Annotated in this window: 25 protein-coding genes; 16 read left to right on the top strand and 9 right to left on the bottom strand. The window is 71.0% G+C overall.

Annotated features, from left to right (window positions below; genetic code table 11):
• Positions 1-23 precede the first annotated feature (23 nt).
• The 3 genes from ACWIHY_RS13000 (at position 24) to ACWIHY_RS12990 (ending at position 3650) form a co-directional block, all read left to right on the top strand.
• The gene (locus ACWIHY_RS13000) at positions 24-1805 is read left to right on the top strand and encodes a DEAD/DEAH box helicase (protein WP_454375700.1); all 1782 of its coding nucleotides are present in this window, start codon (positions 24-26) and stop codon (positions 1803-1805) included.
• 325 nt (positions 1806-2130) lie between these two features.
• A complete protein-coding gene (locus ACWIHY_RS12995) occupies positions 2131-2772 on the top strand; it encodes an IclR family transcriptional regulator (protein WP_214969334.1) in 642 nt (213 codons plus the stop codon).
• An 89-nt stretch (positions 2773-2861) separates the two neighbouring features.
• Entirely contained in the window at positions 2862-3650 is a 789-nt protein-coding gene (locus ACWIHY_RS12990) for a YlbL family protein (RefSeq protein ID WP_454375699.1), read from the top strand.
• Here ACWIHY_RS12990 and ACWIHY_RS12985 read toward each other — a convergent pair.
• The 4 genes from ACWIHY_RS12985 to ACWIHY_RS12970 all read right to left on the bottom strand — a co-directional run bounded on the left by ACWIHY_RS12985 (position 3589) and on the right by ACWIHY_RS12970 (position 6361).
• Positions 3589-4887: an MFS transporter gene (locus ACWIHY_RS12985; protein ID WP_454375698.1), complete on the bottom strand. Its 1299-nt coding sequence runs from the start codon at positions 4885-4887 to the stop codon at positions 3589-3591. The genes ACWIHY_RS12990 and ACWIHY_RS12985 overlap by 62 nt on opposite strands.
• On the bottom strand, positions 4884-5081 hold the full coding sequence (locus ACWIHY_RS12980; protein WP_454375697.1) for a hypothetical protein: 198 nt from the start codon (positions 5079-5081) through the stop codon (positions 4884-4886). The genes ACWIHY_RS12985 and ACWIHY_RS12980 overlap by 4 nt, the downstream gene beginning before the upstream one ends.
• Positions 5082-5161: 80 nt before the next feature.
• The gene (locus tag ACWIHY_RS12975; RefSeq protein ID WP_454375696.1) at positions 5162-5764 is read right to left on the bottom strand and encodes an ArsR/SmtB family transcription factor; all 603 of its coding nucleotides are present in this window, start codon (positions 5762-5764) and stop codon (positions 5162-5164) included.
• Between the two features lie 111 nt (positions 5765-5875).
• On the bottom strand, positions 5876-6361 hold the full coding sequence (locus tag ACWIHY_RS12970) for an Lrp/AsnC family transcriptional regulator (protein ID WP_454375695.1): 486 nt from the start codon (positions 6359-6361) through the stop codon (positions 5876-5878).
• A gap of 144 nt (positions 6362-6505) precedes the next feature.
• Between ACWIHY_RS12970 and hppD the strand changes: the two genes are divergently transcribed.
• The 5 genes from hppD (at position 6506) to nthA (ending at position 9893) form a co-directional block, all read left to right on the top strand.
• Positions 6506-7654, top strand: coding sequence for a 4-hydroxyphenylpyruvate dioxygenase (hppD, locus tag ACWIHY_RS12965; protein WP_454375694.1), 1149 nt, complete (start codon positions 6506-6508; stop codon positions 7652-7654).
• Between the two features lie 141 nt (positions 7655-7795).
• Entirely contained in the window at positions 7796-8728 is a 933-nt protein-coding gene (locus ACWIHY_RS12960; protein WP_454375693.1) for a phage baseplate protein, read from the top strand.
• 10 nt (positions 8729-8738) lie between these two features.
• Positions 8739-9020 (top strand): hypothetical protein, encoded by a 282-nt coding sequence (locus ACWIHY_RS12955; protein ID WP_454375692.1) that lies wholly within the window; start codon positions 8739-8741, stop codon positions 9018-9020.
• Positions 9013-9309: an SH3-like domain-containing protein gene (locus ACWIHY_RS12950; protein ID WP_454375691.1), complete on the top strand. Its 297-nt coding sequence runs from the start codon at positions 9013-9015 to the stop codon at positions 9307-9309. Before ACWIHY_RS12955 ends, ACWIHY_RS12950 begins: the two co-directional genes overlap by 8 nt.
• Entirely contained in the window at positions 9306-9893 is a 588-nt protein-coding gene (gene nthA, locus ACWIHY_RS12945; protein WP_454375690.1) for a nitrile hydratase subunit alpha, read from the top strand. Before ACWIHY_RS12950 ends, nthA begins: the two co-directional genes overlap by 4 nt.
• Before the next feature lie 49 nt (positions 9894-9942).
• Here the strand turns inward: nthA and ACWIHY_RS12940 are convergent, their stop codons facing one another.
• Positions 9943-11346 carry a tetratricopeptide repeat protein gene (locus ACWIHY_RS12940; RefSeq protein WP_454375689.1) on the bottom strand — a complete coding sequence of 468 codons (1404 nt, stop codon included), beginning with the start codon at positions 11344-11346 and terminating at the stop codon, positions 9943-9945.
• A gap of 97 nt (positions 11347-11443) precedes the next feature.
• Between ACWIHY_RS12940 and ACWIHY_RS12935 the strand changes: the two genes are divergently transcribed.
• Positions 11444-12811, top strand: a complete 1368-nt coding sequence (locus ACWIHY_RS12935) for an FAD-binding oxidoreductase (RefSeq protein WP_454375688.1) — start codon at positions 11444-11446, stop codon at positions 12809-12811.
• A 96-nt stretch (positions 12812-12907) separates the two neighbouring features.
• A complete protein-coding gene (locus ACWIHY_RS12930; protein WP_454375687.1) occupies positions 12908-13291 on the top strand; it encodes a VOC family protein in 384 nt (127 codons plus the stop codon).
• 6 nt (positions 13292-13297) lie between these two features.
• Here the strand turns inward: ACWIHY_RS12930 and ACWIHY_RS12925 are convergent, their stop codons facing one another.
• Positions 13298-13774: an SsgA family sporulation/cell division regulator gene (locus ACWIHY_RS12925; protein ID WP_454375686.1), complete on the bottom strand. Its 477-nt coding sequence runs from the start codon at positions 13772-13774 to the stop codon at positions 13298-13300.
• Between the two features lie 231 nt (positions 13775-14005).
• Between ACWIHY_RS12925 and ACWIHY_RS12920 the strand changes: the two genes are divergently transcribed.
• On the top strand, positions 14006-15817 hold the full coding sequence (locus ACWIHY_RS12920) for an RDD family protein (RefSeq protein WP_454375685.1): 1812 nt from the start codon (positions 14006-14008) through the stop codon (positions 15815-15817).
• A gap of 70 nt (positions 15818-15887) precedes the next feature.
• Positions 15888-16643 (top strand): RDD family protein, encoded by a 756-nt coding sequence (locus ACWIHY_RS12915; RefSeq protein WP_454375684.1) that lies wholly within the window; start codon positions 15888-15890, stop codon positions 16641-16643.
• Here the strand turns inward: ACWIHY_RS12915 and ACWIHY_RS12910 are convergent.
• Positions 16632-17009, bottom strand: coding sequence for a hypothetical protein (locus tag ACWIHY_RS12910; protein WP_454375683.1), 378 nt, complete (start codon positions 17007-17009; stop codon positions 16632-16634). The two genes, ACWIHY_RS12915 and ACWIHY_RS12910, sit on opposite strands and share 12 nt — an antisense overlap.
• Before the next feature lie 428 nt (positions 17010-17437).
• Between ACWIHY_RS12910 and ACWIHY_RS12905 the strand changes: the two genes are divergently transcribed.
• Positions 17438-19795, top strand: a complete 2358-nt coding sequence (locus ACWIHY_RS12905) for an immune inhibitor A domain-containing protein (protein WP_454375771.1) — start codon at positions 17438-17440, stop codon at positions 19793-19795.
• Positions 19796-19917: 122 nt separating this feature from the next.
• A complete protein-coding gene (locus ACWIHY_RS12900; protein ID WP_454375682.1) occupies positions 19918-20235 on the top strand; it encodes a hypothetical protein in 318 nt (105 codons plus the stop codon).
• A 28-nt stretch (positions 20236-20263) separates the two neighbouring features.
• Here ACWIHY_RS12900 and ACWIHY_RS12895 read toward each other — a convergent pair whose 3' ends face one another.
• Positions 20264-20848, bottom strand: a complete 585-nt coding sequence (locus ACWIHY_RS12895) for an isochorismatase family protein (RefSeq protein WP_454375681.1) — start codon at positions 20846-20848, stop codon at positions 20264-20266.
• A 174-nt stretch (positions 20849-21022) separates the two neighbouring features.
• Positions 21023-22351, bottom strand: coding sequence for a nicotinate phosphoribosyltransferase (locus tag ACWIHY_RS12890; protein WP_454375680.1), 1329 nt, complete (start codon positions 22349-22351; stop codon positions 21023-21025).
• Between the two features lie 81 nt (positions 22352-22432).
• On the opposite strand from ACWIHY_RS12890, the gene clpS reads away from it, so the two are divergent.
• A complete protein-coding gene (clpS, locus tag ACWIHY_RS12885; RefSeq protein WP_454375679.1) occupies positions 22433-22747 on the top strand; it encodes an ATP-dependent Clp protease adapter ClpS in 315 nt (104 codons plus the stop codon).
• Entirely contained in the window at positions 22747-23349 is a 603-nt protein-coding gene (locus ACWIHY_RS12880; protein ID WP_454375678.1) for a DUF2017 domain-containing protein, read from the top strand. The genes clpS and ACWIHY_RS12880 overlap by 1 nt, the downstream gene beginning before the upstream one ends.
• Positions 23350-23627 lie beyond the last annotated feature (278 nt).

The raw sequence follows: 23627 nt of genomic DNA, 5'->3' as shown, positions 1-23627 counted from the left end.
CCGAGCGTTCCGAACCGGAGACCGTGACTACTACCGCCTCCCACCACCTCTCACCCGCCTTCCCCGGCCGTGCCCCCTGGGGCACGGCCAACAAGCTGCGTGCCTGGCAGCAGGGGGCGCTGGAGAAGTACATCCAGGACCAGCCGCGCGACTTCCTCGCCGTCGCGACGCCCGGCGCCGGCAAGACGACCTTCGCGCTGACGCTCGCCTCGTGGCTGCTCCACCACCACGTCGTGCAGCAGATCACGGTCGTCGCGCCCACCGAGCACCTCAAGAAGCAGTGGGCGGAGGCCGCGGCCCGGATAGGCATCAAGCTCGATCCGGACTACAGCGCCGGACCGCTGAGCAAGGAGTACCACGGGGTCGCCGTCACCTATGCCGGTGTCGGCGTGCGCCCGATGCTCCACCGCAACCGGTGCGAGCAGCGCAAGACGCTGGTGATCCTCGACGAGATCCACCACGCCGGTGACTCGAAGTCCTGGGGCGAGGCGTGCCAGGAGGCGTTCGACCCGGCCACCCGGCGCCTCGCGCTGACCGGTACGCCGTTCCGGTCCGACACCAACCCCATTCCCTTCGTCGCGTACGAGGAGGGGAACGACGGAATCCGGCGGTCCTCCGCCGACTACACCTACGGCTACGGGAACGCCCTCGCCGACGGCGTGGTGCGGCCCGTCATATTCCTCTCCTACAGCGGCAACATGCGCTGGCGCACCAAGGCCGGCGACGAGATCGCCGCCCGGCTCGGCGAGCCGATGACCAGGGACGCCATCGGGCAGGCCTGGCGCACCGCGCTCGCGCCCACCGGTGAGTGGATCCCGAACGTCCTCGCGGCGGCCGACACCCGCCTGACCGAGGTACGCAAGGGAATCCCCGACGCCGGCGGGCTCGTCATCGCGTCCGACCAGGACACCGCCCGCGAGTACGCCAAGATCCTCAAGAAGATCACCGGAGACCGGCCGACCGTCGTCCTGTCCGACGAGAAGGCCGCCTCGAAGAAGATCGACCAGTTCGCCGCCGACGAGTCGCGGTGGATGGTCGCGGTCCGGATGGTGTCGGAAGGCGTCGACGTACCGCGCCTCGCCGTGGGCGTGTACGCGACGACGATCTCCACGCCGCTCTTCTTCGCCCAGGCCGTCGGACGCTTCGTACGATCGCGCAGGCGTGGCGAGACCGCGTCCGTGTTCGTTCCCACGATTCCGATGCTTCTCGAGTTCGCCAACGAGATGGAGGTCGAGCGGGACCACGTCCTCGACAAGCCCAAGAAGGGCAGCGACGAGGAGAACCCGTTCGCCGAGGAGGACAAGCTCCTCGCCGACGCCGAGAAGCTGGAGGACGAGGAGACCGAGGAGCAGCTGCCCTTCGAGGCCCTCGAATCCGACGCCGTCTTCGACCGCGTGCTCTACGACGGCGCCGAGTTCGGCATGCAGGCCCATCCGGGGAGCGAGGAGGAGCAGGACTACCTCGGCATCCCCGGACTGCTGGAGCCCGACCAGGTGCAGCTCCTGCTCCAGAAGCGGCAGACCCGGCAGATCGCGCACAGCCGCCAGAAGCCCGCCGCCGAGGCCGATCTGCTGGAGAAGCCGGCCGAGTCGAGGCCCGTCGTCACGCACAAGCAGCTGCTGGAACTCCGCAAGTCCCTCAACACCATGGTCGGCGCGTACGTCCACCAGACCGGCAAGCCGCACGGTGTGATCCACACCGAGCTGCGCCGCGTCTGCGGCGGTCCGCCGAGTGCCGAGGCCACGGCCGGGCAGCTCCAGGAGCGGATCAAGAAGGTCCAGGAGTGGGCCACCCGGATGCGGTGACATCCGGCGGGACGGGGGAGCGGGGCCTGGAGGATCGTCTCCGGGCCCCGCTTCGCGTCGGGGGGCCGGACCTCCAAACGTGGGTCCGCTCGGATTTGGTTCCGTAAGGGGACCAATTCCCCGTCCGCGCCCGGATTCTGGACGAGGTCTTCCGCTGAGCGGAGACGATCGCTACCTTTCCCGCAACGCATACGCCCCGTGGCAGAGCCGCCCCGGAGCGCAGCCGGTGCCATGGCCTGCCGGCGGCCTCTGCGCGCGACGTCCAAGGGACCGGCGGCGCACAGCGTGAGAGAGCCGCCGCACTCACCACAGAGGAGTGGGTGTCGTGACCGCGGAAACCTCCCAGACGCTCGACCGGGGACTTCGTGTTCTCAAACTGCTTTCCGACACCGACCACGGTCTGACCGTCACCGAGCTGTCCAACAAGCTCGGTGTGAACCGCACCGTCGTCTACCGGCTGCTCGCCACCCTGGAGCAGCACGCGCTCGTACGCCGTGACCTGGGCGGACGTGCCCGCGTCGGGCTCGGCGTGCTGCGCCTGGGCCGTCAGGTCCACCCGCTCGTACGGGAGGCCGCGCTGCCCGCGCTGCGTTCGCTCGCCGAGGACATAGGCGCCACGGCGCACCTGACGCTGGTCGACGGCGCGGAGGCGCTCGCGGTCGCGGTCGTCGAGCCGACATGGACCGACTACCACGTGGCGTACCGCACGGGGTTCCGTCACCCCCTCGACCGCGGCGCGGCCGGCAAGGCGATCCTGGCCGCCCGCCAGGGCGCCCTCGCGGTCGACGGCTTCACCCTCACCCACGGCGAACTGGAGGCGGGCGCCAGCGGCGCGGCCGCACCGCTCGTCGGCATAACCGGGCTGGAGGGCAGCGTCGGAGTCGTCATGCTCGCCGACTCCGTACCCGAGCGCGTCGGGCCGCGCGTGGTCGACGCCGCCCGTGAGGTGGCCGACGCGCTGCGGTGAGGCCGGTGGCCCGGGGACGGGCGGGCCCGTCGGGCGGGCCCGGGGTGGGGGCAGGCGGCCCCGGAGCGCGCGCCCACTAGATTGGGGGCGTGCTCACACGTCTCTCCCGCCCCCGTGTCCTCGCCCTGTGCGGGGCTCCCGTGCTCGCGCTCCTCGCCGTGGCCGTCTTCGCGCCGCTGCCGTACGTCCTGGCGCAGCCCGGCAGTACCGCGAACGTCCTGGGTGACGACAAGGGCAAGCCGGTGATCACCGTTACCGGGGCGCCGGTCCGCGAGACCACCGGACAGCTGCGGATGACGACGATCGTGGCGACCGGCCCGTCCGTCGACGTCGACCTGGGGCAGGTCGTCGACTCCTGGTTCAGAACCGACCGGGCCGTTCTGCCCAAGGAGGCCGTCTACCCGACCGGCGGCACCGACGCCGAGATCGAGAAGCACAACGTCGCCGAGATGGAGCAGTCGCAGGAGACCGCCGTCGACGCGGCGCTCGGCTACCTCGGCGAGAGCCCCGACCGGGTGAAGGTCGACCTCAACCTCGCCGACATCGGCGGCCCCAGCGCCGGTCTCCTCTTCTCGCTCGGCATCGTCGACAAACTCGACGGCGACGGCTCGGGCGGCGACCTCACCGGCGGCCGCAACATCGCCGGTACGGGCACGATCACCTCCGACGGCGAAGTGGGCCCCGTCGGCGGCGTACCGCTCAAGACGCAGGCGGCCGGCCGCGACGGGGCGACGGTCTTCCTCGTACCGGAGGACGAGTGCTCACAGGCCCAGGCGGAGAAGCCCGAGGGGCTGCGGCTGGTGCCCGTCACGACGCTCAAGGACGCGGTGCGGGCGCTGGTCGCTCTGGAGCAGGGCGGGAAGGTGCCGAGCTGCTAGCAGGTGTGTTCGCGTCCATCGTCCGCCAGGACGGGAAGACCACCGGGCTCAGCGTCGCCAGGAAGTACGCCCCGCCGACCACCAGCAGTGCCGTCATGAGCCCCGCCTCCTCGACCAACAGCCCCGCCGCGAGGCCGCCCATCGGCATCGTCAGCTCGCAGCCCGCCGTGGACACACCGCCGACGCGGCTGCGCAGCTCCTGCGGGACGCGTTCGTACGTCACCGTCGTCAGGATCGGGTTGAGCATCCCGGCGGCCAGACCGCCCGCCGCCATGGTCACGGCCAGCGCGGCCGTCCCGTCGACCAGTGCGGCGACGACGAAGCGCGGCAGCCCGCAGATCATGAACGCCACGGTGAAGACGACCCGGCGCGGGAAGCGTTCACCGACAGCCCCGTAGAGCAGGGCGCCGAGCAGCGCGCATCCGCCGAAGATCGCGGTGAGCATGCCCAGGTTGGTGGCACCGCCCAGGTTGTCCCTGGTGTGGACGGGCAGGAGGACCGCACTCCAGCCCTGGTCCAGGCCGTTGGTGACCATCACCATCAGGACGACGGCCAGGAGGAGGCGGTGGCGCAGGAGGAAGACGTATCCCTCGCGCAGTTCCGTGCGGTACGTCGTGAACGAGACCGGCGCCGCGCCCTTCTGCGGCTCGGCCGCCCGTATGCCCCGTACCCCTGCCGCGACCAGCAGCGCCGAGGCGGCGAACGTCGCCGCGTCGAGCAGCAGCACCGCCTCCGCGCCGAGCAGGGCGATCAGTACGCCGGCGAGCGCGGCCCCGATCATGCGGGCCCCGCGCGAGACGCCCTCGAAGAGGCTGGCGGCGCGGGCGAGGGTGGTACCGGCGTGGGCGGCGAGGTCGGGGACCAGGACGTAACGGGCGGTCATGCCGGGCGTGTGGGCCAGGCCGCCGACCGCCATCAGGGCGCACAGCATCCAGAACTCCAGCGCGCCGGTGTAGTGCAGCAGCGGGATCGCGCCGACGGCGAGGCCGCACACCAGGTCGGAGGCGACGGAGACCCGGCGGCGGCCGATCCGGTCGATGAGCGGGCCGCCGACGAGCGCGGAGAGGACGACCGGCAGCGTCGCGCAGAAGGCGACGACGCCGGCCCGGCCGGCGCTGCCCGTGGTGTCGAGCACGAACCACGGGACGCCGATCATGGTGAGTGAGGTGCCCGCTGTGGACACGGTGTTGGCGGCCAGTACGGCCGCGAACGGCTTCCGTCCCCCCTTGACGGTCATGCGATACGCGCCGGCCGCGCCGGAGGCTGCTGGGCGAGGCGCAGGCCCAGCTCGACCATGGTCCAGCCGACGCGGGTGCGCAGGGCGTGCGGCGGGCGCGGGGCGGGGCGGGGGAGCCGGGCGTGCCCGGCGGCCTCCCGGTGCAGTTCGGCCGCGCGCAGGCGGTGGAGCCGGAGATGGATGTCGGGGTGCATGGCCGGCGGTTCCTTTCAGTCCGGTGCGTCGGTACGTGTCGTCGGCGCACGTAGTCGGTGCGTGGCGTCAGTGCCCGGCGTCAGTCCGCGGCGCGGCGTGGGAAGGAGTGCGTGTGGACGCGGACCTGGGCGGACCCTTCCTCGGACAGCCCGTAATAGCTCTCGACGAGGGCGTGCATCTTGCTGTTCAGCTCGCGCAGTTGTCCGGGGGTGAGCTGCAGCGTGAAGTCGCTGAGGTCGCCGCAACCGGTCCATTCCTCTGGCCATTCGCGTGAGGTCCCGAGCCAGGTGCTGACCTCCTGGGTGTGGATGTTGGCGACCTCGTGCAGGAAGAGGTCGGCGGCTCCGCGCACGGCCGGATCGGGGCTGCTGTGCAGCTCGGGGCTGAAGGTCGTCCCTTCCTGCGCCGCCCTCCACCACCGCTCGCGGCCCTTGCCGCGCTCGGGGTCGTCCTCGACGAATCCGTGCGCGGCGAGCTGGCGCAGGTGATAGCTGGTGGCGCCGCTGGACTCGCCGAGGCGCTCGGCCAGCTTGGAGGCGGTGGCGGGGCCGTCGTGGCGCAGCGACTTCAACAGCTGGATGCGGAGGGGGTGGGCGAGGCCGCGCAGTGAACGGGCGTCCAGAGTGCGGGAGTCTGGTGTGTGATGTTCCGGCTCGGGCTCGTGCTCGGGCTGCTTGGGCATGGTTTCACCGTAGGCTTGCAAACAAGTCTTTGCAAGCACTTCGTTGCAACCAGTTGTTTGCAGCGTTTTCTTTGCAGGTCGTCGCCGGTGCGGACGCCCCGCCCGGCCCGGTCAGCCCGGCCTGTCCGACGCCGCCTGCTCCACCAGCGGGATGATCCGCAGCGGCACCGGGTTCTCCATGACGATCGCTGTGGAGGCCCGCACAATGCCCTCGAAGCCGACCACCCGGTCGATCACTCGCTGAAGATCGGCGTTCGAGCGGGCGACCAGGCGGCACAGCATGTCCCCGTGCCCGGTGGTGGTGTGCAGCTCCAGCACCTCCGGCACCGTCGCCAGATGGGTCCGTACGTCGGCTCCCTGGCCCTGTTTGATCTCCAGCGTGGCGAACGCCGTCACCGGATAGCCGAGCGCGGCCGGATCGACGTCCGGGCCGAATCCGCGGATGACTCCATTGGACTGAAGCCGGTCCATCCGCGCCTGCACGGTCCCGCGCGCCACACCCAGGCGGCGCGAAGCCTCCAGTACGCCGATGCGCGGCTCGCGCGCCAGCAGCACGATGAGCCGGCCGTCGAGTTCGTCGATACCGTCCGTGGACATGGGCTTCGCCTGCTTCCCGGGACCTCGCGGTGACCCTGGTCATCCTGTACAGATCGCCCGCTCATTCTCGCGAGTCAGTGGGCATATTGCCCAGCCTTTCAGTGAACTATTGCGCAGCTTGCGATACGGAGAGAGTCTGCCGACATGACTGAGACCACGCACCACACCACTCCCAGCACCGCGCGCGAGGCCGATCCCTTCCCGGTCAAGGGAATGGACGCGGTCGTCTTCGCCGTCGGCAACGCCAAGCAGGCCGCGCACTACTACTCGACCGCCTTCGGCATGAAGCTCGTCGCCTACTCCGGGCCGGAGAACGGCAGCCGCGAGACCGCGAGTTACGTCCTGACCAACGGCGCCGCGCGCTTTGTCCTCACCTCCGTCATCAAAGCCTCGACCGACCGCGGCCGGTTCCTCGCCGAGCACGTCGCCGAGCACGGCGACGGCGTCGTCGACCTCGCCATCGAGGTCCCGGACGCCCGCGCCGCGTACGCCTACGCCGTGGAGCACGGTGCGCGCGGCATCGAGGAGCCGCACGAGGTCAAGGACGACCACGGGGTTGTCGTCCTGGCCGCGATCGCGACGTACGGCAAGACCCGGCACACCCTCGTCGAGCGGTCCGGCTACGACGGCCCGTACCTCCCGGGCTTCGTCGCCGTCGACCCGATGGTCGAGCCGCCGGCCAAGCGCACGTTCCAGGCCATCGACCACTGCGTCGGCAACGTCGAGCTCGGCAAGATGAACGAGTGGGTCGCCTTCTACAACAAGGTCATGGGCTTCACCAACATGAAGGAGTTCGTGGGCGACGACATCGCCACCGAGTACTCCGCGCTCATGTCGAAGGTCGTCGCGGACGGCACCCTGAAGGTGAAGTTCCCGATCAACGAGCCCGCGATCGCGAAGAAGAAGTCGCAGATCGACGAGTACCTGGAGTTCTACGGCGGCGCCGGCGTCCAGCACATCGCGCTCGCCACGAACGACATCGTCGCCACCGTGCGCAGCATGCGGGCGAACGGGGTCCAGTTCCTGGACACCCCCGACTCGTACTACGACACGCTCGGTGAGTGGGCCGGCGAGACGCGCGTACCCGTCGAGACGCTGCGCGAGCTGAAGATCCTGGTGGACCGCGACGAGGACGGCTACCTGCTGCAGATCTTCACCAAGCCGGTCCAGGACCGGCCGACGGTCTTCTTCGAGATGATCGAGCGGCACGGCTCGATGGGCTTCGGCAAGGGCAACTTCAAGGCGCTCTTCGAGGCGATCGAGCGCGAGCAGGAGAAGCGCGGCAACCTCTGAGCCGGCGCGCCGCGCGCCGCGGTCCGCGCCTGCGCGGTGTCACGCCGCGCGGTGCGTTCCGCGTGTGCCACGAGTGCTGCGTGCGCGGCCGTGTGCGCCCCTGACCGGGGGTGCGCACGGCCGCTATCGTGAGTCATGGCCATGACCAGTGTCAGTGCGAGCACGAGTGACGAGCGCATCGACTTAGCCGTGCCGTCGAAGCGATGGCACTGGAAGAAGCAGCTCGGACACACCACCGTCCTGCAGTCCTTCGCCTTCGACGACTCCCGGCGGCGGCTGTACGTCGTCCAGGTCATGCAGGGCGGCATAAAGCTTCCGGGCGAGCCCCGGGCGTACACAGGCACCGAGCGGCGGCAACGCGGCGACATGTGCCTGAACCAACTCGACCTGAGCGGCGCCCGGCTGGGGCGCATGTACTTGCTGGGACACGGGCACGGTGTCGGCATGGGCGTCGAGCGGGACGCCGCCGGGAAGACCTGGATCTGGACCGAGTCCGACGGGCGGGTCGCGGACTCCGGGGCGTTCGGGCGCGGGATCACACGGTTCCGGTTCGTGGACCGGCAGGTACGCCGCAGCTCGGCCAAGTCCACCCGCTACCCGGTCCCCGGCTCCACCGCGAACCAGCCGTCCGTCGACATGAGCCGCAGACGCATCGCCGTCCGCCACCGCGTCGGAGGCAAGGTCCGCTACCGCGTCCACTCGCTCCCCCACGCCGTCGCGGGCGACTTCTCGAAGCCCCTGCACGACTTCGCGCAGGCCGCCGCGCACCCCGACCCGGACACCGACTTCCAGGGCTTCGCGCTGTACGGCAACTACCTCTACCAGCTGGCCGGTGAGCCGTACGGGGCCGCCAATCCGCCCTCCGGGCACGGCAACGCGTACGTCTCCTGCATCGACATCCGCACCGGCGGGCTCGTCCAGCGGACCCGCACCGAGGCCGGCTACTCCCTCGATCACCGCGAACCCGAGGGCCTCGCCGTGCAGCGCGTCGGCAAGCCGCGGCTGTGCATGGGCTTCGCCTCGGGGGAGGCGGGCGCGCGCAGGTACTCGATCTACTACAAGCAGCACACATAGGCTGCCCCGCATGGCCAGGATGAACGACGTGGGCGGCATGCAGGGCTTCGGGCCCGTCGACACCACCGACGACACAGAGCCCTTCCACGCCGACTGGGAGGCGAGGGTCTTCGCCCTGAACGGCGCGCTCATCGCCCAGAAGGTCTACAACCTCGACGAGTTCCGCGACGCCGTCGAGACGATGCCGCCCGCGGAGTACCTGGCGGCGTCGTACTACGAGCGGTGGTTCTTCGCGATCCGGACGCTGCTGGAGCGCAAGGGCGTTGTCGCCCCGGGCGAGCTCGATGACTGACGGCTCGACCGCCGGCGACCGCTACGCGCCCGGCTCGCGCGTCCGCACCGTCCACCACGACCCTCCCCACCACACACGGCTGCCCCGGTACGCCCGTGGCAAGCGCGGCACCGTGATCGAGCCCGAGGGTCGTGCGCCGCTCGCCGACGCACGGGCGCAGGGGCGTGCGGACTCGCCGGTGGAGCAGGTGTACGCCGTGCGGTTCGCCGCGCGGGAGCTGTGGGGCGAGGGCGAGCATCACGTGGTTCTGGACCTGTTCGAAAGCTACCTGGAGGATGACAAGCCGTGACCGGTGCCCACTCCGATGCCCTCATCTCCCGCCGGGTACGGCGCCTGGAGACGCTGCTGGAGGACCGTGGCATCGTCACCGGCGCCGCCGTCGACGAAGCCATCGACGCGTTCCTCTCGGGCGCCTCGGCGGCCGGGGGCGCCCGCGTCGTGGCCCGGGCGTGGACCGACCCGGGGTTCCGGGCGCGGCTGCTGGCCGACGCGACCACGGCGATCACCGAGCTGGGGCTGTCGGCCGGGGGAGTGCAGCCGCAGCGGCTGCGGGTCGTCGAGAACACCGCCGACACGCACAACGTCGTGGTCTGCACGCTCTGTTCGTGCTACCCGATCCGGCTGCTGGGGCCGTCGCCCAGCTGGTACAAGAGCGAGGCGTACCGGTCGCGGGTCGTGCGGGAGCCCCGCGCGGTCCTGGCGGAGTTCGGACTGCTGCTGGACGAGGACGTCGCCGTCACCGTGTGGGACTCCACCTCGGAGACGCGCTACATGGTCCTGCCGCGCCGCCCCGCCGGCACGGAGGCGCTGGACGAACCGTCCCTGGCGGCCCTGATCACCCGCAACGCCCTGATCGGCACGGCGGCCCTGTAACGCCGGGGCGCCCTCCCGGCGCCGTGGGGGTCCGCGGCCGGGGGGTCGCTCAGTGGCGGGGCCGGCCGGCCCGGGGCTCTCCCAGGGCGTTCAGGGTCTCCCGTGCCCTGGGGGCCAGGAGGAGCGAGAACGCCGGGTTGATGCGCAACGCCTCTTCCAGGTGACGCCTGGCCGCGCCGTACTTGCGCGAGTCCTTCTCGATCGCCCCCAGGTGGTAGAAGAACAGCGCGCTGCGCAAACCCTGGTCCGTCGCCCGGCGGGCGTACTTGAGGGCCTCGGTACGGTTCCTCGCGTCGCCCGACCGGTGCAGGGCCCAGGCCAGGGCGTCCGCCACGTAAGCGTTCGGATGCCGGCGCCACTCCGCCCGCAGCCGCCGCACCGCCGCGTCCGGGTCTCCGTGGTCCGCGTCGAGCCGGCCGAGGAGGAGCTCGTTTCCGCCGCCGCCGCGCTTTCGACCGGCCGCCACCCCTTCCCGTACGAAGTCGTACTGCTCCTTCGCCTCCGCCTTCCGGCCCAGGGACTCCAACAGCTCGCCGTACTCGAGATCGAGCTCCGGGAGGGGGACGTCCGCCAGGGCCGCGCGGTAGTCGACCTCCGCGTCGGCCGGGCGGCCCAGCGCCGCCATCACACGGGCGCGGCCCGCGCGGGCCCTCCCGTAACCGGGGTCCGTCCGCAGGGCCGCCTCGAAGTGGCTCAGGGCCTCCTCCGGCTCGCCCCGCTCCCACGCCAGCTCACCCATGCGGTGCAGCCCGGTGACCTTCTCGGCGGTGGAGCCCGCGAGGGCCGTCGCGTCGGACAGCGCCGCCGCCGCGTCTTCCCGCCACCCCCGGTCGCGGTACACCTCCGCGGCCAGCCGCCGGGCCGCAGGGCCCGGCCGCAGCGCCTCCAGCTTCTCCGCCGCCCCGGCGGCCGCCTCCTGGTCTCCGAGACCTGTGTACGCGCCGATCAGCACCGGGTACACCGTCCAGCGCTTCGGCGACTTCTTGCGCACCGACTCGCCCCACTTCTTCGCGCCGCGGTGGTCGCCGCGCGCGTGGGCGAGCGCCGCCAGACCGACCAGGGCGTCCGGGTTGCCGCTCGCTTCCGGGCGTACGGAAAGTGAGTGACGCAGCGCCATCTCCGCGCGCGGCAGATCCGCCGGATCGGCCGTCCACCGGCCGCGCTCCAGGTACGCGGAGCCGAGTACCGCCCAGGAGTGCTCGTCCTGCGGATGCGCGCCCAGCCACGACTCGCGCTCGGCGATGAGCGCCGTCACATCCGCGGGGGCGGCGGGCAGGCCGGCGCCCACGGCCTCTACGGCGGCCATCGCCCGTCCGACAGGGCCCGGCGCCGGCGGTGGCCCTTCGTCCAGCCACTGCGACGCGAGGACCCCGGCCCCCGCGATCAGCACCGCCGCGCCCGCGAGCACGACGGCCCCGGGACGCCGCCGCTTCACGTGTTGTTGGGTCTGCATGCCGCTCACTGTGCGCCAGTACTACGAGCACATCCGCAGCCGTGAAGTGGATCTGCGACGGGTTCACACCGATGGCCCCGGGTGACACGCTGGGAGCATGGACGATCTTCTCGAACTGCTGCGCGCGGGCCTCCCGGCCGAGGCACTGATCACCGACCCGGACATCACGGCTTCGTACGCCCACGACATGGCCGGATTCTGCGAGGCCGGAGCCCCGGCCGTCGTCGCCCTGCCGCGCACCGTCGAGCAGGTCCAGCACATCATGCGCACCGCGACCGCGCTGCGCGTCCCCGTCGTGCCGCAGGGCGCGCGGACCGGGCTCTCCGGCGCGGCCAACGCCACTGACGGCTGCATCGTGCTGTCCCTGGTGAGGATGGACCGGATCCTGGAGATCAGCGCCGTCGACCGGACCGCCGTCGTCGAGCCCGGGGTGATCAACGCGGTTCTGTCACGGGCCGTGGGTGAGGTGGGGCTCTATTACCCGCCCGACCCGTCGAGTTGGGAGATGTGCACCATCGGCGGCAACATCGGCACGGCCGCCGGTGGCCTCTGCTGTGTGAAGTACGGCGTGACCGCCGAGTACGTACTGGGCCTGGACGTCGTCCTGGCCGACGGGCGGCTCCTCACCACCGGGCGGCGCACGGCCAAGGGCGTCGCGGGCTACGACCTCACCCGGCTCTTCGTCGGCTCCGAAGGCACGCTCGGCGTCGTGGTCAAGGCGGTGCTCGCCCTCAAGCCCGCCCCGCCGAAGCAGCTCGTCCTGGCCGCCGAGTTCCCCTCCGCGGCCGCCGCCTGCGACGCGGTCTGCGAGATCATGGCGCGCGGCCACGCCCCTTCCCTCCTCGAGCTCATGGACCGTACGACCCTGCGGGCCGTCAACAGGATGGCGAACATGGGCCTCCCCGAGTCCACCGAGGCGCTCCTGCTCGCCGCCTTCGACACCGCTGACCCGGCTGCCGACCTCGCCGCGGTCGGTGAGCTGTGCACGGCGGCCGGCGCCGTCGCGGTCGTTCCCGCCGACGACGCCGCCGAGTCCGAACTGCTCCTGCAGGCGCGGCGGATGTCTCTCACCGCGCTGGAGGCGGTCAAGTCCGCGACGATGATCGACGACGTGTGCGTACCGCGCTCGAAGCTCGGTGCGATGCTGGAGGGCACCGCCCTCATCGCCGAGAAGTACGACCTCGTCATCGGGGTGTGCGCGCACGCCGGTGACGGCAATACGCATCCGGTGGTCTGCTTCGACCATCTGGACGAGGACGAGTCCCGGCGGGCACGCGAATCCTTCGACGAGATCATGGCGCTCGGCCTGGAACTCGGCGGCACGATCACCGGCGAGCACGGTGTCGGTGTGCTGAAGAAGGAGTGGCTGGCACGCGAACTGGGTGAGGTGGGGCTGGAGTTGCAGCGCGGTGTCAAGAAGACCTTCGACCCGCTCGGCCTCCTCAATCCGGGCAAGGTCCTCTGAGACCCGAGGAGTACGGCCAAAGGCCGATGGTCCGGGCGCCGACGCGGGCATAGCGTGAGGGGGCAGGTCCAGCAGCAGCCTCAACGAGGAGGAACCGTGCCCGCGCGCCTCGACCACACCATCGTCCACAGCCGCGACCGCTTCGCCGCCGCCCGTTTCCTGACGGAGCTGACGGGCGCCCCGGAACCGAAGCCCTTCGGCCCGTTCGCGAGCGTGCCGCTGGAGAACGGCGTCACGCTCGACTACCTCGACTCCGCGAGCGCCCGGATCGTCTCCCAGCATCTCGCGTTCCTGGTGCCGGACGGCGAGTTCGACGCGATCCTCGCCCGGGTGCGGGAACGGGAACTCCCGTACTGGGCCGATCCGCACCACGAGCGGTCGCAGCAGATCAACCACGCCCATCAGGGGCGCGGGTTCTACATCGACGACCCGGACGGGCACTCGATCGAGTTCCTCACCCATACGTACGTGACCGGCTGACCCCACTCACGCCTCGCCGTCCTTCGACTCGTCCGACGGCCACGGGTCGCGCAGCCACAGGTCGTCGGCCGGGGTCGGCGTCAGCAGCGCGGCCAGCGCCTCGTCCATGCCGAGCCGCCCGGTCTCCGTCCCCGGCGGGACCGTCAGCAGCGTCCGCTCCAGCCAGGCGGACACCGCCGCGGAAGGTGCCTCCAGGAGCGCGTCCCCGTCGGGCGACGTGAGGGCGACGCAGATCACACTGCGCGAATCGATCTTGGTCGGCCAGATCCGTACGTCGCCGTGACCGCACGGCCGGAACACGCCCTCGACGAGCAGCTCGCGGGCGAAGGTCCAGGCGACCGGGGAGTCGGAGCCGACGTGAAAGGTGATGTGCACGGCGTACGGGTCGTCCGTACGGTAGGCCAGCCGGGCCGGGACAGGGATACTGCGCTCGGGCGACAGCACCAGGTTGATCTCGAGTTCGCGTTCCACCACCGTGTGCATGAAGGTCCATCCTCTCCAGGTACGGGGCCCTCCGAGCGGGTCCTCACCGGGAGAGAGGGGCTTGCCTCCGGTTCATTACGCGACTTTCGCCCCACAACTTCAAAGACTTCGGGGAGGCTCCGGGGATGCCCGGAAAGAAGTGCTTCCCCCGGGACCGGCCCGGCGCGTCGCGGCGGTCTGATAGATGTGGACCTCGATAACGAGGCCATCGACTAGATACGGGACACGGTGATGAGCGCCCCCACCCCGGCCAGCGGCGACAGCAGCCCCACTCCTGGCTACTATCCCGACCCGTCCATCCCCGGCTACGTCCGGTTCTGGAACGGGGCTTCCTGGGTGCCCGGAACCAGTCGCCCCGCCCCGTCGGACGGCGAGGGAATGCCGGCCGCGCCCCCGGGTGCGGCGGCCCCGGCCGCGGCACCCACCCCGTCCGTCGAGGAGACCGGTCCGCTCTTCTTCGACGAGGAACCCGAGGGCGCGCACCTGCACGGCAACACCCCGGAACCGGCGTCCGCCTGGCAGGCGGACACCTCCCGCCAGACCGGCTTCGGCGGCGACCGCGACCGCCGGGTCTCCTGGGGCTCCTCCACCCCGGACCCCGCGCCGGGCACGACTTCTTCCGGTGGTGCGTCCGCTCCTGGCGGCGGGGCCGGAGACCCCCGGCGCGCCCCGGCGACGCCGGGCCGGGCAGCGGGGGACCAGCGCCGTGGGGGCGGCGGGATCGACCTCCGCCGTACGGGCGGCTCCTCGCCCGAAGCCGCCCCGGGCGCGGCGCCCGAAGCCTCCGGCGAGCGCGACCCGCGCGCCACCGGGGCCGACCCCAGCGGGGGCGCGCTTCCCGGCGTCCGTACGCCCGGCCGTACGCTGCCGCCCACCGACGGCACGGTCACCATCCGCGCCCTGGGCCGCGGCGACGCGGAGTCCCCGCGCACGGCGCAGGCCGACGGCACGATGGCCATCAGGACCATGACCCCCGGCGCGAACCGCCCCCAGGCCCCGGGCCGGACCGGCTCCCAGAGCCCTGAGCAGGGACGGACACCCGGTCAGGGACAGGCGTCGGGGCAGGGACAGGTACCCGGCCAGGGACAGGCCCCCGGCCAGGCGCAGGTACCCGGTCAGGCGCAGTCCTCCGGGCGGGCGCAGTCCTCCGGCCAGGGGCAGGCCCCCGGCCGGTTCCAGGCCCCCGGACAGGGGCAAGTGCCCGGTCAGGCGCAGGCTCCGGGGCAGCTCCCCGGGGCCGGGCAAGGGCAGACGCCCGGTCAGGCGGAGGTTCCCGGCCGGGCCCAAGCCACCGCACCGGCCACAGCGCAGGGCGGCGGCCCGGCTCAGAACCCCGGGCAGGGGCAGGTGCCGGGCCATCAGGGCGCCCAGGCCGGTGCCGCCGCGGCAGCGGCCGCCGCTCCCGTTTCCGCCGGCGCCGGAGGCGGCGCCGCCTCCTGGGCTCAGCAGGTGCACCAGCTGGCGCAGCCGGACCAGGAGGAGGCGGGCGCACCGCCCGTCGTGCCGTGGAAGCCGCCGGTCAGCGATCCGTTCCTGCAGGCCGCCCAGGCGCAGGCGGCGGCCAGGCCCGCCGGGCTCGCCAAGCGGCTGGCCGCACGGCTCATCGACACGGTCGTCCTCGGCGCAGCCGTGGGCGCCGTCGCCGTACCGCTCGTGTCCGCCGCGCTCGCGCACATCGACGACAAGATCGAGGCGGCGAAGCTCTCCGGCGAGACCGTGACCGTGTGGCTGCTCGACGGGACCACCGCCGGATACCTGGGCATCGTCCTCGGCGCGTACCTCCTCATCGGAGTCGTGTACGAGGTGCTGCCGACCGCCAAGTGGGGCCGCACGCTCGGCAAGAAGCTGTGCCGGATGCACGTACGGGACATCGAGGCGCACGAGCCCCCGACGTTCGGCGCCGCGCTGCGCCGCTGGCTCGTGTACGGCGTGCTCGGCGTCCTCGCCATTGGCATCGTCAACGCCGCCTGGTGCCTGTTCGACCGCCCGTGGCGCCAGTGCTGGCACGACAAGGCGGCTCGTACGTTCGTGGCGGGGGACTGAGGGGCGGTCGCGTCCCCCGAACGGCACCCGACCGGATGCGGGCGGCGGGCGGGAGCTGTCGACTGCCGTTATGAGCACCGACCAGCCGCCGCCCGGCCAGCCGTCCGACGACGACCCGTTCCGCAAGAAGCCCCCGCCGGAGCAGCCGCCGCCGCCCCCGTCCGGCGGCGGGCCGTACGACACCGGGGGGGCGGGCGACGCAGGCGGCCCCGGTGAGCCGGGCGGCCCCGGTGGACCGGGCGGGCCCGGCGGTCCGACGGGCCCCGGCGGCGGGTCCCCGTACGGCGACTCGCCCTACGACAAGCCCCCTTACGGCACCCCGCCCCCGCCCTACAGCGGCGGCGCCGCCGACCCGCTCGCCGGAATGCCGCCACTCGCCCCTCCCGCCAAGCGCATCGCGGCCCGCATCGTCGACGTACTGATCGTCGGCATCCCGCTGGGGCTCATCGGCTGGCTTCTCGGCATGTTCGACAGCTACAACAGCGACGACTGGGACGAAGTCTCGACCATGTCCGACGGCAAGTCGCTGATCTGGCAGTTCGTCACGATGGTCGTGTACATCGGCTACGACACCTACTTCACGGCCAAGGACGGCCGGACCGTGGGCAAGCGGCTGATGAACCTGCGCGTCGCGATGCTCAACAGCGGCATGGTCCCGCAGACCAACGCGTCGCTGCTGCGCGCCGTGGTCCTGTGGGTGCCGGCTCTGATCTGCTGCTTCTGCCTGTGGTGGCTCATCAACGCGGTGATGATCCTGGTCGACAAGCCCTACAGACAGGGCCTGCACGACAAGGCAGCCAAAACGGTGGTGGTCTCAGCCACCTAGCGAGTGCCCGCCGATCGCCGAGTGGGCCCGTGCGGACGGCGCGGCGGCGGGGCGAGGGCCGGGTACCCGCGCCTCGTAGTCCGCGGCGTCGGAGCCGGGGCCGGTGACAGCGGAGTCGGTGCTCGCGCCGGCGGCCGCCGGGCCGGCCGTCTCGGAGACGGCCGCATCGTTCGTACCCGCAACCGTGCGCGCAGTCTTCGGCATGGGCACCGTCAGCGCCACCAGGAGGCCGAGCGCCAGCGCGGCGAGCGCGATGATCGCGACGCCGATGCCCGACGCCGTTTGCGACAGCAGCAGCATGGCGAGGGTCGAGAAGACGACGGTGGCTGAACCGTATGCGAACTGTGCGGCAGTCGGACGCGGCATGGCGATTTCCGTCCTCGGAGCAGCGATAGGGGGTCTGTCTCAACCGGGTCGCACTGCAAGCGACTCTACGACGGTGAGTGCCCGCACGGAACCGGTAGTAAGCGTGACCTAACCCACGGTGCCGGTGCATCGGGGGCGCACGGAGTCATTCCGTATTCCATCAGGTGAGATTGACGCGCCCTGCGACCGGACCGCGACGATGCGAAAGCGTCCGGTATCCGGAACCGCGCATCTACATAGTGCACTTGAGCTGTCCAAGTCAAGATCTGTCTTTTCTGCGGCAACTCCGGTCGAATGTCGTCACTTGAGACGCGCGCCGCGCCCGGAATACCCCTCACTCTTTCCGTGCTGACGCGGCCCGCGGGGGAGGACATCATCAAGTGACCACCAACAGAGGGCGGATCAGAGCCGCCGCCGTAGTCGTGGCCATGGCCGCGACCGCCGCGACGGGATCCGCATTCGCCACCGCTCAGGCTGACGAGAAGCCGGCGGGCGCGACGGACAAGGCCGGGATCGAGCGCCGCGACCCGGCGCCCGCCAAGGGCCATGTCGAGCACGATCTCGAAGGACCGTTCAGCAAGCAGCAGGAGCTGGAGCGCAAGGCGGCGCTCGAGCAGCTCATGGCAGGGGACGCCACGGTCCAGAAGCGCGGCGCCTCCAAGGTCGTGAAGCTCGACGACAAGAAGTACGTCGAGCTGGGCCGGGAGAAGACCGACAAGATCTTCACGATCCTGGTGGAGTTCGGCGACAAGGTCGACAACACGACCATGTTCGACCCGGACGGCGACGGCCCTCAGCCACCCGTCAAGAAGTACGGCGGCGAAGCCGGCCCCGCGCACAACCGGATAGCCGAGCCGGACCGTTCCGAGGACAACTCGACGGCCTGGCAGAAGGATTACGACCAGAAGCACTTCCAGGAGCTGTACTTCGGCGAGGGCAGGGGCAAGGACTCCCTCAAGACGTACTACGAGAAGACCTCCTCCGGCCGCTATTCGGTCGACGGCGAGGTTTCCGACTGGGTCAAGGTCGACTACAACGAGGCCCGTTACGGCTCCAACTACTGCGGCGACAGCAACTGCGCCAACGTGTGGGACACCGTCCGCGACGGCGTCACCGCCTGGGCCGCCGACCAGAAGGCCAAGGGCAAGACGGACGCCGAGATCAAGGCGCAGCTCGCCGGTTACGACCAGTGGGACCGCTACGACTTCGACTCCGACGGCAACTTCAACGAGCCCGACGGCTACATCGACCACTTCCAGATCGTCCACGCGGGCGAGGACGAGTCGGCGGGCGGCGGCGCCGAGGGCGAGAACGCCCTGTGGGCGCACCGCTGGTACGCGTACGGCACGGACGCCGGCAAGACCGGCCCGGCGGGCAACCCGTCCGGCGGCACCGAGATCGGCAAGACCGGCATCTGGGTCGGCGACTACACGATGCAGCCCGAGAACGGCGGCCTCGGCGTCTTCGCCCACGAGTACGGCCACGACCTGGGCCTGCCCGACCTGTACGACACCTCGGGCAAGGGCGAGAACGGCGTCGGCTTCTGGTCGCTGATGTCGGCCGGCTCCTGGCTCGGCAAGGGCAAGACCGAGATCGGTGACCTGCCCGGCGACATGACCGCCTGGGACAAGTTCCAGCTGGGCTGGCTCGACTACGACGAGGCCAAGGCCGCGACGAAGTCGAAGCACAAGCTGGGCGTCTCGGCGTACAACACCAAGAACCCGCAGGCGCTCGTCGTCGAGCTGCCCAAGAAGGCCGTCACCACGACTGTCGTGAAGCCCGCCGAGGGCTCCAAGCAGTGGTGGAGCGACATGGGTGACGACCTCAAGAACACCCTGACCCGCTCCGTGGACCTGACCGGCAAGGCCAAGGCCGAGCTGTCGCTCCAGGGCTGGTGGGACATCGAGGCGAACTACGACTGGCTGTACGCCGAGGTCTCGACCGATGGCGGCAGTACCTGGAGCGCTCTCGACGGGACCTCTGACGGCAAGGCGCTCCCGCGCGACGCCGCCGACAAGCCGGGTCTGACCGGCGTGGGCGGCGCGTACAAGAAGCTCGCCTTCCCGCTGGACGCGTACGCCGGCAAGAAGGTCGACCTCCGCTTCCGCTACCAGACGGACGGCGGCGCGGGCGGCAAGGGCTTCGCGGCGGACGCGATCACGGTGACCGCCGACGGGCAGCCGGTGTTCACGGACAATGCCGAGGGCGACGACAACGGCTGGACCGCGAAGGGTTTCTCGCGCATCGGTGAGTCCTTCACCAAGGAGTACGAGCAGTACTACCTGGCCGAGAACCGCCAGTACGTGTCGTACGACAAGACCCTCAAGGTCGGCCCGTACAACTTCGGGTTCGCCTCCACCCGGCCGAGCTGGGTCGAGCACTACCCGTACCAGAACGGCCTGATGATCTGGCTGTGGGACACCTCGCAGAAGGACAACAACACCAGCGCCCACCCGGGCAAGGGCCTGATCCTTCCGGTCGACGCGCACGCCAAGCCGCTGAAGTGGGCGGACGGCAAGCTGCTTCGGAACAAGATCCAGAGCTTCGACTCGTCCTTCAGCAAGTACCGCACCGACCGCTTCACGCTGCACAACGCGAACGTGCCGCTGAAGCTGGCGTCGCAGAAGGGCGTCTCGGTCTTCGACGACCGCAAGGGGACGTACTGGTACAAGGAGAACCCGACCGGTGGTGTGGATGTCCCTGACACCAACACCAAGATCTCGATCGTCAGTGAGCCCAAGAGCGGCTCGACGATCACCGTGAAGGTCGGTCCCTCGACCAAGTAATTCGTAACACCGCAGGTCAGAGCATGATCGGCCGTCGCCCTCTAGCGGGCGGCGGCCGATCACGTTTAGATGCCTCTTGACCAGCTCTTGTTGACACGACGTCTTATGGGGGATTGATCGGCATGTCCGGTGGAGGTTTCGTACGGTTGCCCGGCGGCAGCGTGGTCGTCGCTCTCACGCTGCCCAGCCCGTCGGGCGACGGCCACAAGGTCCGCGTCCTGGTCCACTCCGTGAACCGGGCCCGCGCCCTGACGCGGCTGCGCAACCTCGGCCTGCGGGCGGTCTACCTGCGGGGCAACGCCCACCCGCCGACCCCGGACGAGATCACCGCGGTTCTGCACCACCCGGACGGCCTGCTGTGGCGCACCGCGCCGGGGAAGACGGCCGTGGAGCTCTGGCACCCCATACGCGCCCTGCTCAGACCCGTACGCCCGGCGTGAGGGCGCGTGGGGGGCGCCGGGGCCCCGGCTAGACCACCGGCTTCCCCGACAGCTCCACGCCCGCCTCGCGCATCTCCTCCAGCGCCCGCTCAGTCGTCGCCTCGGAGACGCCCGCCGTCAGGTCGAGCAGCACGTGGGTGGTGAAGCCCTCACGGACCGCGTCCAGGGCCGTCGCCCGCACGCAGTGGTCTGTGGCGATGCCGACGACGTCGACCTCGGTGACGCCCCGCGCCCGCAGCCAGTCGGCCAGCCCGACATCGTTCTCGTCGGTGCCCTCGAAGCCGCTGTACGCCGCCGAATGGGCGCCCTTGTCGAACACCGCGGCGATGGCGCCCGAGGCGACGGCCGGGGCGAAGTTCGGATGGAAGCCCACTCCTTCCGTACCGGCGACGCAGTGCACCGGCCAGGAGTGGACGTAGTCCGGGCTGGCGGAGAAGTGGTCGCCCGGGTCGACGTGGTGGTCGCGGGTGGCGACGACGTGGCGGTACCCGGCCGGGGCGTCGCCGATCAGCTCGGTGACGGCTGCGGCGACATCGGCGCCGCCCGCCACCGCGAGGCTGCCGCCCTCGCAGAAGTCGTTCTGAACGTCCACGACGATCAAGGCGCGGTGCATGGCGGGGGCCCTTCGGTGGGGATTCGGCGGCGGCGGTGCGTATGCGGTTGTCCGGGCAATGGTTCGAGAGTAGAGACTCCAACGGCCTTGCGGCAGGGGGCCTTTGGCTGCTAGGGGGCCGACGTCACCCTCGGTGCCCGCCCTCTGGCTTGCCGCTGCCCGCTCACCTTGCGTTCATGCGTACTCGGTGGGGATGACGGGCTCGCCCCGCGACAGCTGCACCGCGGACATCGGCAGGGCCTCGCGCGCCGCCACGTGCCTCTCGCGCACGTCGTCCAGCGGCTCGCGCGCCACGACCTCGCCGCCCTTGACCAGCTCCACCTGAAGCTGCCGGCCGGCCAGCTCGGGCGGTACGGGCCCGGTGCCGACGACCTCGGCCTCCGCCACGCCGTACGCGTCCGCGCGCCGCGCCGCCCACTTGCGGCCGCCGATCGACGTCTTCCCGCCCGTCGACCTCTTTGCCACCGACAGGAGCGGCGCCGCCGGGTCCGCCGATTCGGCCCTGGCGACCAGCTTGTAGACCATGGAGCAGGTGGGGTGCCCGCTCCCGGTGACCAGCTGTGTGCCCACGCCGTACGCGTCCACCGGAGCCGCCGCCAGCGAGGCGATGGCGTACTCGTCGAGATCGCTGGTCACCACGATCCTCGTACGGGTGGCCCCCAGCTCGTCCAGCTGCTGGCGCACCCGGTGCGCTACCAGCAGCAGGTCGCCCGAGTCGATGCGGACCGCGCCCAGGTCCGTCCCGGCCACGTCGACGGCGGTACGGACGGCCTCGGCGACGTCGTAGGTGTCGACCAGGAGCGTCGTACCGCTCCCCAGCGAGGCGACCTGCGCCTGAAAGGCGTCGCGCTCGTTGTCGTGCAGCAGGGTGAAGGCGTGCGCGCTGGTGCCGACGGTGGGGATGCCGTAGCGGAAGCCGGCCGCGAGGTCCGAGGTGGAGGTGAAGCCGCCGACGTACGCGGCGCGGGACGAGGCGACGGCGGACAGTTCGTGCGTACGCCGGGCGCCCATCTCGATCAGCGGCCGGCCGCCCGCGGCGGCGGCCATCCGGGAGGCGGCGGCCGCGATGGCCGAGTCGTGGTTGAGGATCGACAGGATCACGGTCTCCAGCAGCACGCACTCGGCGAAGCTGCCCTCGACGCGCAGGATGGGCGAGCCCGGGAAGTAGACCTCGCCCTCGGGGTAGCCCCAGATGTCGCCCGTGAAGCGGTACGAGGCGAGCCACTCCAGCGTCGGTTCGTCGACGATCGCGTGCTCCCGCAGGAAGCCCAGTACTCCCGAGTCGAACCGGAAGTTCTCCACGGCGTCCAGGACCCGCCCGGTACCCGCCACGACGCCGTACCGGCGCCCCTCGGGCAGCCTGCGGGTGAAGACCTCGAAGACGGAGCGCCGGTCGGCGGTGCCGGCCCTGAGGGCGGCCTGCAGCATCGTGAACTCGTACTGGTCGGTGAAGAGCGCTGTCGACGGCACATCCACCGGCAGCCCAAGGTCCGCAGTGTTCATGGCAAGGATGCTACCCCCAATCTCGTCAGAGTGACGATTTCTACGTGGCCGTTTGTGCGACGGCGCGTCACCGGTGGCACCATGGGACAAGTGAGTACGGCTCCCGCAGAGATCGAACGCCCGGAATTGGCCGAGGAAACCTCCGCCGTCCCCGAACCCGACGTCCCCTGGGTGACGCTGGTCCACAACGACCCCGTCAATCTCATGAGTTATGTCGCGTATGTCTTCCAGGCGTACTTCGGCTACTCCAAGGACAAGGCGCACAAGCTGATGATGGACGTCCACCACAAGGGCCGCGCGGTCGTCTCCAGCGGCAGCCGCGAGGAGATGGAGCGTGACGTGCAGGCGATGCACGGCTACGGACTCTGGGCGACGCTCACGCAGGACCGCGGCTGATGGCCGGGCTCTTCGAGGGAATCCCCGGCGGCGGCGCGGCCGTCGCGCTCGACGAGGTCGAGATCTCGATCCTGCGCAGCCTGGCCGTACAGCTGCTCGAACTGTTCGGACCCGGTGAGCAGCAGGCGGCGGGCGAGGACCCGCTGGCAGCGCTGTTCGCGCAGGGCCCCAGCGAGGCGCCGTCCGACCCCGCGCTCGCCCGGCTCTTCCCCGACGCGTACGGCGATCCGCAGGCCGACCCCGAGGACGCGCACGAGCGGGAGGTGCGCGCCAACTCGGCCGAGTTCCGGCGCTTCACCGAGAACGACCTGCGCGAGCGCAAGCGCGAGGACGCGCTCGCCGTCGTGCGCAGCCTCGACGTGCTGGCCACCGCCGGTGAGGGTGGCGCCGTACTCAAGCTCGCGGACGGTGAGTGCAAGCGCTGGCTCGGCACGCTCAACGATCTGCGGCTGACCATCGGCACGCGTCTCGAGGTCACGGACGAGGACGAGAACGGGGAGCTCTACCGGCTGCCGGACTCCGACCCGCGCAAGCCGATGGTGATGGCGTACCTGTGGCTCGGCGCGCTCCAGGAGAGCCTCGTCGAAACGCTTATGCCCTGACTATGCCCTGACCTGTCCGGACATATCGATCACGCTGTTCGCTCAACGGACACTCAAATCCGGATAACGATCGCATTAACGCCCGGGGCCCCTTTGCCGCCCCGGGCGTTGTTTGTCCCATTTTTCCAGTGGTGTGCGCCACATTGGGCGCAGTGGATCACTGTTGCGAGCGTGATAAATCTTCACGACCGCCCTGGGACGCCACCCCTGTCCCCGGGGGCGCTGACGCCGGCTGACCCCGGCACGCAACTCCATTCCACATCCGGGGGCCGAGCCCC

The sequence above is a fragment of the Streptomyces sp. NPDC055287 genome, from assembly GCF_053646035.1.
This window is presented reverse-complemented; position numbering and strand designations above follow the sequence as displayed.

Bases quoted from the DNA above. Each gene is read 5' to 3' on its own strand.
- ACWIHY_RS12985 (WP_454375698.1), bottom strand. From the start codon at position 4,887: ATGACCGTCAAGGGGGGACGGAAGCCGTTCGCGGCCGTACTGGCCGCC.
- ACWIHY_RS12980 (WP_454375697.1), bottom strand. From the start codon at position 5,081: ATGCACCCCGACATCCATCTCCGGCTCCACCGCCTGCGCGCGGCCGAA.
- ACWIHY_RS12975 (WP_454375696.1), bottom strand. From the start codon at position 5,764: ATGCCCAAGCAGCCCGAGCACGAGCCCGAGCCGGAACATCACACACCA.
- ACWIHY_RS12970 (WP_454375695.1), bottom strand. From the start codon at position 6,361: ATGTCCACGGACGGTATCGACGAACTCGACGGCCGGCTCATCGTGCTG.
- hppD (WP_454375694.1), top strand. From the start codon at position 6,506: ATGACTGAGACCACGCACCACACCACTCCCAGCACCGCGCGCGAGGCC.
- ACWIHY_RS12960 (WP_454375693.1), top strand. From the start codon at position 7,796: ATGACCAGTGTCAGTGCGAGCACGAGTGACGAGCGCATCGACTTAGCC.
- ACWIHY_RS12955 (WP_454375692.1), top strand. From the start codon at position 8,739: ATGGCCAGGATGAACGACGTGGGCGGCATGCAGGGCTTCGGGCCCGTC.
- ACWIHY_RS12950 (WP_454375691.1), top strand. From the start codon at position 9,013: ATGACTGACGGCTCGACCGCCGGCGACCGCTACGCGCCCGGCTCGCGC.
- ACWIHY_RS12940 (WP_454375689.1), bottom strand. From the start codon at position 11,346: ATGCAGACCCAACAACACGTGAAGCGGCGGCGTCCCGGGGCCGTCGTG.
- ACWIHY_RS12935 (WP_454375688.1), top strand. From the start codon at position 11,444: ATGGACGATCTTCTCGAACTGCTGCGCGCGGGCCTCCCGGCCGAGGCA.
- ACWIHY_RS12925 (WP_454375686.1), bottom strand. From the start codon at position 13,774: ATGCACACGGTGGTGGAACGCGAACTCGAGATCAACCTGGTGCTGTCG.
- ACWIHY_RS12920 (WP_454375685.1), top strand. From the start codon at position 14,006: ATGAGCGCCCCCACCCCGGCCAGCGGCGACAGCAGCCCCACTCCTGGC.
- ACWIHY_RS12915 (WP_454375684.1), top strand. From the start codon at position 15,888: ATGAGCACCGACCAGCCGCCGCCCGGCCAGCCGTCCGACGACGACCCG.
- ACWIHY_RS12910 (WP_454375683.1), bottom strand. From the start codon at position 17,009: ATGCCGCGTCCGACTGCCGCACAGTTCGCATACGGTTCAGCCACCGTC.
- ACWIHY_RS12905 (WP_454375771.1), top strand. From the start codon at position 17,438: ATGGCCGCGACCGCCGCGACGGGATCCGCATTCGCCACCGCTCAGGCT.
- ACWIHY_RS12900 (WP_454375682.1), top strand. From the start codon at position 19,918: ATGTCCGGTGGAGGTTTCGTACGGTTGCCCGGCGGCAGCGTGGTCGTC.
- ACWIHY_RS12895 (WP_454375681.1), bottom strand. From the start codon at position 20,848: ATGCACCGCGCCTTGATCGTCGTGGACGTTCAGAACGACTTCTGCGAG.
- ACWIHY_RS12890 (WP_454375680.1), bottom strand. From the start codon at position 22,351: ATGAACACTGCGGACCTTGGGCTGCCGGTGGATGTGCCGTCGACAGCG.
- clpS (WP_454375679.1), top strand. From the start codon at position 22,433: ATGGGACAAGTGAGTACGGCTCCCGCAGAGATCGAACGCCCGGAATTG.
- ACWIHY_RS12880 (WP_454375678.1), top strand. From the start codon at position 22,747: ATGGCCGGGCTCTTCGAGGGAATCCCCGGCGGCGGCGCGGCCGTCGCG.